Here is a 13,461-nt window from a genome sequence, read left to right as displayed (position 1 = left end):
CTTTCAGGGGCGAGGTTCTCACAGGCTGACGGAGAGCACGCCCTTCTTGAGGATGAGATTGCCATAGAGCCGCTGCTCGCCGGTGCGCACGATAACGAAGGCGCGCTTGGCCTGCTCATAGAAGGCAAACCGCTCGACCGGGGCGATGATGAATTCGCCGGAAAGCCGCACGATCTGGTCCTGGAAGGTCTGGCAGATTTCCGGCACGTGGTTGTGATCACCCACCACTGCCATGCGGAAGGCGGCAGCATCGGCGAAGGTATCGAGCGGCAGGTGGCCCAGCACCGCCTCGGCCACATCGGTTGCCGTCGCGCCCGGCATATCGATCACCGGCACCCCTTGCGAATAGGCGGGGAAGTTGGCATCGGCGATGACGATCTCATCCCCGTGCCCCATGGCCATCAGGGCCCTCAGCAGATCCGCGCCCAGCAGCGGGTGTACGTGTCGCAGCAAGTGGCATCCTCCCTCTTTGTCATGCGGCAGCCCCGACGGGCACCGCTGGTAGTTATCGTAACAGAGGCCTAGTCCTGCGCCACGCCGGAGAAGGCAACCCGCACCGGAGCGGCAAAGACATAACCGACGGCACGGGCGGTCTTGATCGGCATCGGGGCACCGCATTCCTCGATCTTGCGGCGCAGCCGCGCAATCAGCGCATCGATGCTGCGATCCTGATCTTCCGGCCGGTACTGGCGGCCGAGCGCACCGGCGATATCCTCGCGGCTGACGGAAATGCCCGGAGACTCGGCCAGCAGCGAGAGCAGGCGGAACTCGGCATGGGTGAGTTTGATGGCGATGGCGCCGCCCGGCAGCGTCAGCGTCCAGTCGGCAAGGTCGAGCAGCCACTCTTCGCCGCTCAGCTGAAGATCGCCCGCCCCGTCGGAGGGCCCGGCGCGGTCGGAGGCAAGGCGGCGGTGCAGGGAGCGGATCACCGCCTCCAGCTCGCGCATTTCCACCGGCTTGACCAGATAGACATCGGCGCCGGCGGTAAGGCCGGTGACCCGGTCATCAAGCCCGCCACGCCCGGTCAGCATCACCATGCGCGGTGCGGTGGGGCCGGAAAGCCGCTCGGCAATGGAATATCCATTTTCGTCTGGCAGATTGATGTCGAGCACGATGACATCCGGCGCCCGGCGCGCCAGTTCGCCATCGAGCGCGGCGGCACTGCCAACGGCACGCACCTGCAGCCCCACCCGTTCAAGGTAACGGCGCATGGATTCAAGGAGATCGATATCATCCTCGACAAGAATGACATCCGGGGACGGGGCCTGGCTGGAGAAGGTCATCGGCAGGTCAACTAATTTGTTGATGCATAACCCATAACTCGCCTTACTGAGTGATGAAACCAGCTCGTTGGTCATTTTGGTAGCATTTCACAAAAGCGGCGCAGATGCGACCGCCCGCCGCTGCATGCGGCCGGGCCGGATTGCCCTTGCGCTTGTCTTTTGCCTCGGCACCTTGCTGCTGCCGGCAGCGCCCGCCCGCGCCGGCGCGCCCGCCATCACGCTTGCCGCCGACGCCCCGGCAACCGTGGCCGTTTCCGGCCATATGGAAGTGCTGCGCGACCCGCCGGGCACGATGAGCCTCGACGACGTGCTGGCCGACCCGGGCCGGTTCCGCCCCCTGGCCCGCGACTATAATGGCGGGCAGACGGACGATGTGTCCTGGCTGCATTTCGTGGTCTCCATACCAGCCGGCGCGCCGGAAAGATGGAGCCTGGTGATGAGCCCGCCCTATATGGGCAGCCTCACCGTCTGGCAGATCCCGCGTGGGTCCGTCGTGAGGCCCGGGCCGCAACGAACCGGCACGCAGGTGGCAATCGAGGAGCGCCCCTACAGGCTGGCACTGACGGTGGTGCCGGTAACCATCGCTCCCGGTGAAACTGCGGACATCTATGTCCGCCTTGCCAGCGCCTCCGCCTCGCTGCTGCGGGCCGAGTTCCTGCGACCGCATGCCTTGCAGGCCCGCAGTTCCTGGATGGCGGTTTTTGTCGGGCTGATTGCAGGCGTGCTGGGCTTTGCCTTCATTGGCGGTGCCGTGCACTGGCTTTGGCTGCGAGACCCCAGTTATTTCTGGTACTGCGCGTTCCTGGCCAATGTGGGCGTGCTGCATCTTTATCTGACGGGCGGGCTCGCGATGTTGCTGGGGAACGCGGCACCGCTGCTGTCCGCCACGCTGGGGCTGAGCGGGGTTCCCGGCTCCATCGCCTGTTTCTTTCTCTTCTTTCACACCGCGCTCGATATTCGCGGCAACTTCCCGAAAATCTACCGGCTGCAGCGGATCGTCATCGTGCTGGCGGTGATCTGCCTGCTCGTCATGCAGGTGAGCGGGTATCACGCCGTGGCCAACCTGCTCGATATCTCGGTGCTGCTGACGGCATGGACGGCGATCTATGCCGCGCTCACGCTTGCCCGGCGGGGCAACCAGACCGCCTTTCTGTTCGGCGCTGCCTTTCTCGCCGCCGCGGTCGGGGTCACCGTCACCACCACCCGCAGCCTTGGCCTGTGGCCCCCCACTTTCTTCACCGAATATGCCTATACCATCGGCAATGTCGTGCAGGTGCTGCTGCTGTCGGTAGGGCTTGCGGCGCGGCTCAAGCTGGCTGATCAGGCCAAGCTGCTGGCCGAGGAAGCCTCGCGCCTTGCCTCGGAGCAGGCGGAAACCCATGCCCGCCGGCTGGTGGCGGAGCGTACCGGCGAGCTGGTGCGCGCCAAGAACGAGCTGGAGATGGCGCTGGCGCAGGAGCGCGACGCCATCCGCCAGCAGGCACAGTTCATCGACATGATCTCGCACGAATACCGCACGCCGCTCGCGATCCTCAGCAGCAATCTCGACACGCTGATGCTGCAACCGGTGCATGAGGAGGACAAGGCGACTGCCGAGCGCATGAAGCGGGCACTGCGCCGCCTTGTCGATATTTTCGAAACCGGCCTGCGCCAGATCGGCGCCGATACACCGGCAACCCAGCCCCGGCTCGAGGTGCTGCGCCTGCCGGCCTTGCTGGCGGATCTGGTGCGGCAGGCACTGGACAGCCAGCCTGGCCGCACTATCGAGGCGCGGCTGGAACTGCCGCAGGATGAGCCGATGCGCGGCGATGCCGCCCTGCTGAAGGTGGCATTGGCCAACCTGCTGGCCAATGCCTGCAAATATTCCACACCGGACAAGCCGGTGCTGCTGCACGCCTATGAGGAAGATGCCACCATCGTCATTTCGGTGAGCGACAAGGGCATCGGCATTCCGGCGCGCGAGCTGCCGCATGTGTCGGAGAAGTATTTCCGCGCCAGCAACAGCCGCACGGTTCCCGGCACCGGCCTTGGCCTGACCATCGTCGACCGCGTGGCACGGCTGCATGAGGGCCATCTGCATCTCGACAGTGTCGAGGGCGAGGGCACCACCGCCCGCCTCTTCCTGCCCCGCCACAAGCCCGGTTACAGCCCCCGGCCGATTGCGACGACATCATGAACCGGCCCGGTTTTCCGGCGGGTGCGCTCGCCCTGTTTTTCAGCTTCGTGCTGATGGCGCTGCTGCCTTGCTCCTCGCGCCCGGCGACGGCCGAAACCGTCCTGCTGCCAGCGGACGGTGGCACCGTGCCTCTCAAGGGCCTGATCGACGTGCTGCCCGACCCGCAAGCGCAGCTCGATATCGACACGGTGCGACGGCTGACAGCAGATTTCCGGCCGGTGGCGGGCAACTACAATGCCGGCCAGACCGGCGGGGCCACCTGGTTTCACCTGAAACTCGCCCAGCCGGCAGACAGCCACCAGAACTGGCGCCTGCTGATCAACCCACCCTATCTCACAGACCTCAGAATCTGGGCGATTTCCGCGGCCGGCGATATTCTGATCGGCCCCGCCCATACCGGCCTTTCCGTGCCTACCGCCGAAAGACCGCTGGATCTCCCGGTACTGGCAACGCCGCTCGGCCTGACGCCCGGCACCAGCGCCGACATCTATATCCGGCTGCAAAGCGACGTTGCCTCCATCCTGCGGCTGGAGCTGCGCAGCCCGGAAAGCTTGCAAAGCCACGCCTCGTGGATGGCGCTATTTTCCGGGCTGGTCGCCGGGGTCTGCGGCTTTGCCTTCTTTACGAGCGTTATCCATTATCTGTGGCTCCGGGACCGGACGTTCCTCTGGTACTGCATCTTCCTTGCCGGCTCAGGCGCCCTGCAATTGCTGCATACTGGTGGGCTTTCGGCGCTGATGCCGGCCGGTTTTCCACGCCTGCCGACCCTGATAGGCCTTGCCGGGGTGCCGGTTTCACTGACGGCCTTTTTCCTCTTCCTGCACCATCTGCTCGACATCAAGGGGCGGTTTCCGCTGATCTACGGGCTGCAACGGCTGATTATCCTTTCCAGCATCGTCGGCGGTATCCTGCTGCCCTTTACCGGCTTTCATGCGCTTGCCGGCCTGTTCGGCATCCTGCTGATCGCAGGGGTGTGGAGCGGGCTTTATGCCGGCGTCCGCACGGCCTTGCGGGGCGACCGCACTGCGCTGCTCATCACCACGGCCTTTTCCGCCAGCGTCATCGGATCGACCATCAGCGCGCTCAGGGCGATGGGTATTCTCGATCCGGGTTTTCTGGTCGAGCAGGCGCAGCCGCTGGCGTTCCTGACCCAGGTCATGCTGATGTCCGTCGGCCTTGCCGCGCGGCTCAAGAGCGTGACGCATGCAAGGCTGCTGGCAGAAGAAGCGGCGCGGCTCACCGCCGAACAGGCCGGCACCTGGGCGCTTGAGCTTGCCCGCCAGCGCACCGGTGAACTCGCCGAGGCCAAGGCCGAGCTGGAAATGGCGCTGGCGCAGGAGCGGGCGGCCCTGCGTCAGCACGCCCATTTCATCGACATGATCTCGCACGAATACCGCACGCCGCTCGCCATCCTCAGCAGCAACCTTGACACGCTGATGCTGGATGAGGGCGGGACGCCGGACGTAACAGCCGCGACCCAGGGCATGAAAAGCGCGCTCAGGCGGCTGCGGGATATCTTTGAAAGTGGCCTGCGCCAGCTGGGTGCAGATGCGCCGACACCGCAGTCCCGCTTCGAGACCATCCCCGTCATCGACATGCTGATCGGGGTGGTGGAGGAAGCGCGGGCCGGCTATCCGGATTGCCGCATCGACCTGACCCACAGCCTGCCACCGTCAGCCCGGCTGCGCGCGGATGCAGCCCTGCTGCGGGTGGCGCTGCTGAACCTCGTTGCCAATGCCTGCCGCTTCTCACCCTCGCAGGAACTGGTGACGGTAGCGGCCAGCCTGAAGGGAGAGCGCCTTGCCATCACCGTCAGCGACCGCGGTATCGGCATTCCCGCCGACGAAATATCCCGCGTGACGGAGAAATATTACCGTGCCAGCAACAGCCGCACCCTGCCGGGTAGCGGCCTTGGCCTTGCCATCGTCGAGCGCGTGGCGCGCCTGCATGAAGGGCAGATCATCCTTGAAAGCCGGGAAGGTGCCGGAACGACGGCACGGCTGATGCTGCCGGCCAGTATTGGCGGACAGTCGCGGGGATAAAGCTGCCTGAAGGAAGATGGCTGGGGCGCCAGGATTCGAACCTGGGAATGGCGGTACCAAAAACCGCTGCCTTACCGCTTGGCGACGCCCCAGCAAAACCGGCAACAACCGGCGCAATATACTAACGCAGTATACTAAAAAACCATGCCAAGAGCTGTTATGCTCCGGTGCGGCGGATGCTATAGCTTGGCGGCGTCGGAGCGGTCAAGACCAGCTTGGAACCACCGCCGGCGACAGGAAAGACAAAGGACGAGCCCCGGGCACGGATGGGATGCGGCAGAGAATAACGGGAAAGAATACCGCAGGCTCCAGCCTTGCACTGCGTCGGCGCACCCGCGGACGCCATGGGAACGACGAGGCCGGCATCGCCGTCTTGCGGGCGCGCCTTGCCCGCTTGCAACGCCAGGTCAAGGCGGAGACCACCGCCATCGAGCGTCTGGCGCCCGCACCGCAGCTTGCCACAGGCCCGGCGGCGCATCGGCATGCCGCAGCCCTTCCGCCAACCCAGGTCAAGTCTTCCGGCAGGCCGAGCCGGTGGCCCGCGCTGGCCGCGCTGGTCGTCATTGTGGCCGGTGCCGGTGGCGGCATCTGGCTTGCCGGCCCCCAACCCACGCCGGCGCTGCCCGGTTGGGTGAGCGAGCTGCTGAAACCGGCTGCGGACAAGAGCGAAGCGGCAGCCCCCACCGGCGCCCCCCCTTCCGTCACGGCCGCGGCGGAGACGGACACCACGGCACCGGCTCTGCCGGTCGATCCGACCCCGGCCCCCGCTACGCCCGCCGCAACAGATGTCGCGACCCTGACACCGCCCCCGCCGGCGGAGCCTGCGCAACCCGCCCCCAGCCCGGCTGCGGCCCCAGTCAGCGCCGAAACCCCGGATCGCGACCCGCCGCGCCCGGTCGTAAATGACACCCCGCCGGCACCAGTCGCATCGCCGGCAGTACAGCCCGCCGTGCCGACGCCCGCGGCAGAAGCCGTGGCAAGTACCGAACCCGCCGATCCGCTCGCCGCGCTGCGCAAGGCGGCGGAAGGGGGAGACGGCGATGCCATGCATGATCTGGCCGTGGTTTATGCCTCCGGCCAGGGCGCGCCGCAGGATCTCGTGCAGGCGGCGAGCTGGTTCGGCCGCGCGGCCGAGGCCGGCTCGGTCAATGCCCAATATAATTATGCCGTCATGCTCCAGCGCGGCATCGGCACCGCGGCAAGCCCGCAGCAGGCCGTCGAGTGGTATCGCAAGGCCGCCGAGGCCGGGCATCCGCAGGCCCGCTTCAATCTGGCGCTCGCCTATCTGGAAGGAAACGGCACACCCCGCGACAGCGGGCAGGCAGAGCACTGGCTGGAAGCTGCCTTCGAAGCCGGCGTCCCGCAGGCAGCCGCCGCCCTTGGCGATCTTTATGCCAACGGATCGCTTGGCCGCGCCGATACCCAGCGCGCCATGAGCTGGTACCGCCGGGCAAGTGATCTTGGCGATGCACAGGCCAGCCTTGCCCTGGCCGCCCTGGAACGTGCGGCTGCCCAGCCTGCTCCCGCCACCGAACCGGTCGTTGAAACGGCTTCGGCCCAGCAGGCCGCAGAGACCGTACCGCCCGCCCCGCAACCCGCGCCGGAACGGGTGGATGAGGCGCGCAAGGATGACACCAAAGCCGAGACCGCACGGCCGGTCCAGACCGCCGCCGCCCGCCAGAACCGCCCGGTCGCGGCGATCAACCCGCATGATCCGCGCCTGACAGAACCGCCAACCGGCGATTTTGCTCCGGCGCTGCGCAGCGAGATTGCCGAAATCCAGAAGCTGCTCAATGAGCTGGATTTCGATGCAGGACAGGCGGACGGCATCGCGGGCGAGCGCACGGTACAGGCGATCCGCGACTTCCAGAATGCCGCCGGACTGGATGCGGATGGCCGCCCGACCCGGGCGCTTCTGGAAGAATTGCGGCAGCTGAAGCCAATCTCGATCGCCGGCTGATCCGGGCGGGCTTGCCCCGTCAGTCCTGAAGCGCGCCGGCCGCAACCCACCAGTGCGGATGCGATGCGGTGAGCTGGCTGGCCGCCGCGCTGGCCAATGCCGGGTCAGCAAACAGCGCAAAACACGTACCGCCGCTGCCGGACATCCGGGCGAGCAAAACCTGCGGCAGTGCCCGCAGCCCTTCCAGAACCCCGGCAATCACCGGATGCAGGCTGATGGCGGGCGCTTCCAGATCGTTGCGGCGTCCCTTGAGCAGATCAAGCCAGCCAGCCGCATCTTCCGGCCAGACCGGAGCCGGCCGTGCCGGGCTGAACGGGCCGGAACGGGCCTTGAACACCGGCGGCGTTTCCACCGGCACGCGGGGATTGACCAGCAACAGGCCAAAAGGCGCAGGTGCGGCAGGCAAAAGCTCCAGCTTTTCTCCCACCCCGGTCATCCGGGCGGGCTTGCCGCCGAAACACACCGGCACATCGGCGCCAAGCCGGCGGCACAGCGGCAGCCAGCGCGGGTCATCCGCTGAAATTTCCCAGAGATCGGCCAAAAGCCGCAGCGCTGCCGCTGCATCGGCAGACCCCCCGCCGATGCCGGCAGCCACCGGCAATTCCTTGGACAGGCGGAAGCCACCTTCGACCGGGCGGCCAAATATCTCTGCCGCACCCTCATGAGCACGGGCAATGAGATTGTTACCGTTCGCCGGGATCAACGCGGCAAAGGTGCCGTCTATGAGCAGAGCCCCTGCCGGCAGGGCAGGATCCCAGACAAGCCGGTCCCCCCAGCTGGCGAACACCACCAGACTGTCGAGTTCGTGATAGCCATCCGGGCGGCGGCCGGTCACTTCCAGCCACAGATTGACCTTGGCCGGAGCCAACCGGGAAAAAGGCTGGTCCGGCGCCACGCCGGGCACACCGGCGGTCATAGCGGTTTCAGGCCGTCCGTCAGCTTGGCGCGGATGGCGGTTGCCTTGTCCGCATCCTTTTCTTCCTCGGCTGCACGCTCCCACTGGTAACGTGCCTCGGTCTTGCGGCCGACACGCCAGTAGGCATCGCCCAGATGGTCGTTGATGGTAGAATCGACCGGCTCCAGCGTCACCGCATGCTCAAGATGGCGCACGGCATCGGCATAGGAACCCATCTGGAATTCCGCCCAGCCAAGGCTGTCGGTGATGAAGCCATCATCGGGCTTCAGCGACACGGCCTTCTCGATCATGCCCTTGGCACGATCCAGGTTTTCACCCCGCTCGATCCAGGAATAGCCCAGGAAGTTAAGCAGGTAGGGATCGTCCGACTGCATGTTGAAGGCGGTCAGCAGATCCTTCTCGCAGCCCTGCCAGTCCCCAAGATTGAAGCGTGCCATGGCCCGCAGATAATAAAGCCGCCACGGCACATGGCCGGTCATGGTGAAGGCGGCTTCGGCGCGGGTATAGGCGGCGTCGGCTGCCTTGTCGTTCTTCTCGCGCCGCTCGAGATTACCCAGCTGCAGCAGCAAGGCGGCATCGTTGGGGCGCTGCTCGGTCAGCTTGGAAAGCGCATCGAGCCCTTCCTGGTGGCTGCCCGAATCATAAAGCGCATCCGCCAGTTCCAGCCGGGCCGCCCGGTGCAGGCCGCTTTCCGGCCCGCGCTGCTTCATGGCACCGTCAACAGCCAGCTTGAAGACCGGCACCGCCAGATCCGGCCTGCCACGGTCGACAACCAGTTCGCCCAGCAAAACCGATGCGAGCGGAAAGTCGGGCCTGAGATCCAGCGCCAGCCGCACCATCACCTCGGCCAGTTCCGGGGATTGCTGGCGGGAGATGACGGCAAGGCTGTAGAGCCACTCCCCTGCCGCATCGCGCGGATTTGCCACCATCGGTGCCGGCTTGGCCGACTGGTGCGCCGGGTCCAGATCTTCCACCAGCGGATTGCTGCGCTGTGCTTCCTTGAGCGCGGCAAAAGCCGCATTGGCGGCGGCCTTGTCGCCCTTGCGCAGGGCGGCCGAGATCAATCCTTCAGTAATGCGCACCGAGGGTGAGCCGGAGTTGGCATGCTGATAGGCAGTCACGGCGGCAGCGCCATCACCGCGCATGTCGGCGATCAGCGCCTCGGCATAAGCACGCAATGGCGACTGGGTGGCGTTGGCGCCCAGAACCGCCAGCTGCTTCTGCTCGCCGGCCTTGTCGCCGGCCTGCCGCAGGGCGATGGCTCCCAGCCCGGCCGCCAGTTCGCGACCGATGGGCATGGACGCGGCGGGCGCCAGGAAATCGGCTGCGGCCTTGTATTTTTCACCCTTGAGCGCCTCGGCATACCGCACAAAGCCGAGCAGCGGCTCGGTTTCCGCGGCGCCGCCGAGCACGACGGCCTCCTTGAACTGGCCGGACATCAACAGGGCGAGTATCGCGGTCTGACGCAGCGTCGCATTATCGGGCACCGCAGCCACGGCACCGCGATAATACTGGGCGGCGAGCCCCCAATCGCCCTGCTCCTGCGCGGCGCGGGCTATCAGAAACTGGCTGCTGGCAGAAGGCGCGGCCTGCTGCACGGCGGAGGCGGCGGCCCCGGTGGCGGAGAGGGCGGCAAGCCCGGCCCCCGCAAGCAGGGTTGTCAGAGTTCTGAAAATCATGGCAACACATTATGCTGTGGTCTGGCACCGCCGACAACCACTAGAGATGCGGCAGATTGCTGACCACTGGCGTCGGCAAAAGCCACCGGACCACTGCCTCTCCTGCTCCGATGCGCCCTCCCGGCGCCGGAAGGGGGCCCTGAAGGACATTTAAACACGGAACCTGCGAGACCGGCCTGACGTTAAGCGGCCGGACCCGGCAACAGGATCGCCACAATCCGCCCTCATCATTGCCATAAGCGGGCGGCAAGGATCACGCTGAACATCATGCCCCACTCCGCCCCTCCCACAGGTCCGACCTACCCTGCAAGCGATGCCAGAACGCTGGCGGCGCTATTGGCATGGTATGGAGAGGCGGGCATCGACTGCCTGATCGGCGACGAGCCGGTTGACCGCACGGCGCTGGGTCCGACTGAACCGGTTCTCGCCCGGCCGGCACGTCCGGCACCCTCCATGGCCGGCACCGCCCTTCGCCAACCCGCCCCTCAACAAACCTCCGCACCGGCCCAGCGCAGCCCTGCCGCAGCATCTGGCCCCGGGCCGCTCGCCGCGGCCCCTGCGGCGGCTCCGCGCGCGCCGACCGAAGCGGTAGAGACCGCACGCCACGCTGCGGCAAAAGCCAACACCATCGAGGAACTCAAGGAGGCGCTCGCCGCCTTTGAAGGCTGCTCGCTGAAGCGCACCGCCACCAATCTGGTTTTCGCCGATGGCAACCCTGAAGCGCGCGTCATGTTCATCGGCGAGGCGCCGGGCGAGGAAGAGGACCGGCAGGGCAAACCCTTTGTCGGCCAAAGCGGAAAATTGCTGGAACGTATGCTCGGCTTCATAGGCATGACGCGCGAGAGCTATTACATCACCAACATCCTGCCCTGGCGCCCCCCCGGCAACCGCACGCCTCAAGATGCTGAAATTGCAGCGTGTTTGCCGTTTTGCCTGCGCCATATCGAGCTGGTGAATCCGCGTTTCGTGGTCGCTCTCGGCGGCACGGCGGCGAAGTCGCTGCTGGGCCGGTCGGAGGGAATCACTCGCTTGCGCGGAAAGTGGTTTCCGCTCCCGCAAGGGGCCAAAACCACGGAAATCATGCCCACCTACCATCCGGCTTATCTATTGAGAAATAACGAAATGAAGAAATTTGCCTGGAAGGATGTCTTGACACTGAAGACCAGGCTGGGAGAGGAGTTCTGACTGCATGGAGTGTTGTGCGACCAACGCAGCACGTGTCCGCCGTTCCTCCCGACCCTTTTCGGGAGTCTCCAACAGGGCCTTTCCACAAGGCACCGGCCGGCAGCGTTCCTCCCGTCGGGAGGTTCAGGTCACCAGTTTCGGCGGAGCCCGCTCGAATACTGGTTATTTGGCTCAAATGCTGGCTTTGACAGCGAGCCGATAGCAACCGCCGATCATATCCGGCGGGGAAGACAACAGATCGCGATCCTGGTGTCGTGGGACGCGATTACAAACCAAGAGGCGCAACGACGCGTGAAAAAAGACTGGTCCAAAAGCAGCGCTGGAGCCTTTGCTGGCTTCCGGCCGGGGGAGGCGTTTCGCACTGTCGCAAGGACTGTGCGCGCTACCTTGGTTGCGGGCGCGTGCCTTGCGGCACTGGTGGCGGCCCCGGCAATCCTGCCGGCGAGCGCCCACGCCGATGGCGAAGTGCAGATCGCGGCACTCAATCCGGGGCATTTGCTGCCGGGCAAGGTGAGTTTCGGCAATGTCGGCCTCAGCGCGTCCGATATCGAGCGCTACAAGCAGATTTTCGATGCGCAGGACGATGCCGACTGGGATACGGCCGACAAGCTGATTGCCCAGGTCACCGACAAGCGCCTGATGGGCTATGTGCTCTATCAGCGTTACATGCATCCCGATGGCTGGACCTCCACCTACGAGGAGCTGACCGCTTGGCTGAAGCGCTATAACGACCTGCCCGGGGCAGACCGTGTCTATTCGCTGGCACTCAAGCGAAAACCCGCCGGCGTTGCCGGTCCGAAGCGCCCGGCAACGCCGTCCGTCATCTCGGAAGGCAATATCGAGGCGTTCGGCTTCGCGCCCCCGGCGGTGATTTCCAACACCACGCTGGATGCGGCGGCGAACAGGCGTTCGCAGGAATATCTGGTTCAGGCGCGTGACATGGTCTCGCGCCGTGCTTATGCCAAGGCCTCTTCCTTCCTGCTGTCCCATCGCAGCGAGATCGACGACGCCGATGCCAACCAGCTGCTGGGGCGCCTTGCGGAAATCTTCTTCCGTCGGGGCCAGGACGCAGCGGCGCTTGCCGCCGCCAAGGGCCTGCTGGCGGGTGAAGGCGAAGTGGCGCCGGGCGGGCTGTGGTATGGCGGCCTTGCTGCCTGGCGTCTGGGCAAGTACCAGCAGGCCTATCCGTTCTTCGACAGCCTCTCGAATTCCAACTGGGCCTCGGCCTGGGACCGTTCTGCCGGCGCCTACTGGGCGGCGCGCACGGCGCTGCGCATGCACAAGGGCGACGAGGTAACCCGGCATCTGGAAGATGCCGCGGCCTGGCCGCACACCTTCTATGGGCTGATCGCCGCGCGCTGGCTGGGCACCGATCTGGATTTCAACTGGCATGCGCCGGCCCTTACCCATGCGCATATCACCGCGCTTGCCAAGCGCCCGGGTGCCTTCCGCGCCATTGCGCTGCTGCAGGTCGGCCAGCGCGAGCTGGCGGAAGAAGAGCTGAAGCGCATCGATCCGGCCGGTGACTATCTCGTCACCGAAGGGCTGGTGGCGCTGGCCGATTACGGCCGCCTGCCGCGCCTGTCGCTGATGCTGGGCAACACCTTCACCCGGCAGGATGGTGGTTATTTCGACGACGCGCTCTATCCGGTTCCGTCCTGGACGCCGCCCGGCGGCTATCAGGTGGACCCGGCACTGGTGCTCGCCTTCATGAAGCGCGAATCCCGTTTCGAGCCCGAAGCCCGCAGCGGCGCCGGCGCGATCGGCCTGATGCAGATCATGCCGATGACGGCGCGCTACGTCGCCGGCTCGGCAGGCCTGTCCACGAACGTGATCAGCGATCTGCGCGATCCGCTGAACAGCACGATCATCGGAGATGCCTATATCAGCGAGCTGCTGACGCTGCCGGGCATCGAAGGCAACCTCATCAAGATGGCGATCGCCTACAATGGCGGCCCCGGTAACCTGAAGCGCTGGGACAGCCAGATCAAATCCAAGGACCCGCTGCTCTATATCGAGATGATACCGGTTGAAGAGACGCGGGTTCATGTGCTGCATGTGCTGGCCAACTACTGGCTTTACCAGCAGCGCTTCGGCCAGCCTTCCACCAGCCTGGACCAGATCGTTCAGGGTGACTGGCCGACCTATATTCCGCCCGGCGCCCCGACGGCGCGCTTCGTGGTGGAAGAACCGCAAACCTGACGCCGGCAGGCTGCCTCA

At 65.8% G+C, this 13,461-nt stretch carries 9 protein-coding genes and 1 tRNA gene; 5 read left to right on the top strand and 5 right to left on the bottom strand.

All coding sequences use genetic code 11. The features are described 5' to 3' along the window. Positions 1-18: 18 nt before the first annotated feature. Together QTL98_RS04060 and QTL98_RS04055 are read right to left on the bottom strand one after the other, a co-directional pair. A complete protein-coding gene (locus tag QTL98_RS04060) occupies positions 19-453 on the bottom strand; it encodes an RbsD/FucU family protein (RefSeq protein ID WP_445680944.1) in 435 nt (144 codons plus the stop codon). Positions 454-521: 68 nt separating this feature from the next. Continuing rightward, a complete protein-coding gene (locus QTL98_RS04055) occupies positions 522-1,358 on the bottom strand; it encodes a response regulator transcription factor (RefSeq protein WP_445680943.1) in 837 nt (278 codons plus the stop codon). A gap of 49 nt (positions 1,359-1,407) precedes the next feature. On the opposite strand from QTL98_RS04055, the gene QTL98_RS04050 reads away from it, so the two are divergent. Together QTL98_RS04050 and QTL98_RS04045 are read left to right on the top strand one after the other, a co-directional pair. Then, complete coding sequence (locus QTL98_RS04050; RefSeq protein ID WP_445680942.1) at positions 1,408-3,459, top strand: sensor histidine kinase; 2,052 nt, start codon at positions 1,408-1,410, stop codon at positions 3,457-3,459. Then, positions 3,456-5,501 (top strand): sensor histidine kinase, encoded by a 2,046-nt coding sequence (locus tag QTL98_RS04045; RefSeq protein ID WP_445680941.1) that lies wholly within the window; start codon positions 3,456-3,458, stop codon positions 5,499-5,501. The genes QTL98_RS04050 and QTL98_RS04045 overlap by 4 nt, the downstream gene beginning before the upstream one ends. 17 nt (positions 5,502-5,518) lie before the next feature. Here QTL98_RS04045 and QTL98_RS04040 read toward each other — a convergent pair. After that, positions 5,519-5,593, bottom strand: a tRNA-Gln gene (locus QTL98_RS04040). Positions 5,594-5,772: 179 nt separating this feature from the next. Between QTL98_RS04040 and QTL98_RS04035 the strand changes: the two genes are divergently transcribed. Beyond that, positions 5,773-7,461 carry a peptidoglycan-binding protein gene (locus tag QTL98_RS04035; protein WP_445680940.1) on the top strand — a complete coding sequence of 563 codons (1,689 nt, stop codon included), beginning with the start codon at positions 5,773-5,775 and terminating at the stop codon, positions 7,459-7,461. A 19-nt stretch (positions 7,462-7,480) separates the two neighbouring features. Here QTL98_RS04035 and QTL98_RS04030 read toward each other — a convergent pair whose 3' ends face one another. Together QTL98_RS04030 and QTL98_RS04025 are read right to left on the bottom strand one after the other, a co-directional pair. Continuing rightward, complete coding sequence (locus tag QTL98_RS04030) at positions 7,481-8,377, bottom strand: 4-(cytidine 5'-diphospho)-2-C-methyl-D-erythritol kinase (RefSeq protein ID WP_445680939.1); 897 nt, start codon at positions 8,375-8,377, stop codon at positions 7,481-7,483. Then, positions 8,374-10,056 (bottom strand): tetratricopeptide repeat protein, encoded by a 1,683-nt coding sequence (locus tag QTL98_RS04025; RefSeq protein ID WP_445680938.1) that lies wholly within the window; start codon positions 10,054-10,056, stop codon positions 8,374-8,376. Before QTL98_RS04025 ends, QTL98_RS04030 begins: the two co-directional genes overlap by 4 nt. 453 nt (positions 10,057-10,509) lie before the next feature. Between QTL98_RS04025 and QTL98_RS04020 the strand changes: the two genes are divergently transcribed. Together QTL98_RS04020 and QTL98_RS04015 are read left to right on the top strand one after the other, a co-directional pair. Next, entirely contained in the window at positions 10,510-11,241 is a 732-nt protein-coding gene (locus tag QTL98_RS04020) for a uracil-DNA glycosylase (protein ID WP_445680937.1), read from the top strand. A gap of 387 nt (positions 11,242-11,628) precedes the next feature. Beyond that, a complete protein-coding gene (locus QTL98_RS04015) occupies positions 11,629-13,443 on the top strand; it encodes a lytic transglycosylase domain-containing protein (RefSeq protein WP_445680936.1) in 1,815 nt (604 codons plus the stop codon). The last annotated feature ends 18 nt before the right edge of the window (positions 13,444-13,461 follow it).

Origin of the sequence: Radicibacter daui, from assembly GCA_030657355.1 — a bacterium.
In the GTDB taxonomy this organism is placed as follows: Bacteria; Pseudomonadota; Alphaproteobacteria; order Radicibacterales; family Radicibacteraceae; genus Radicibacter; species Radicibacter daui.
Note: the sequence above shows the minus strand (reverse complement) of the source record. Positions and strands in the feature narration are given on the sequence as shown.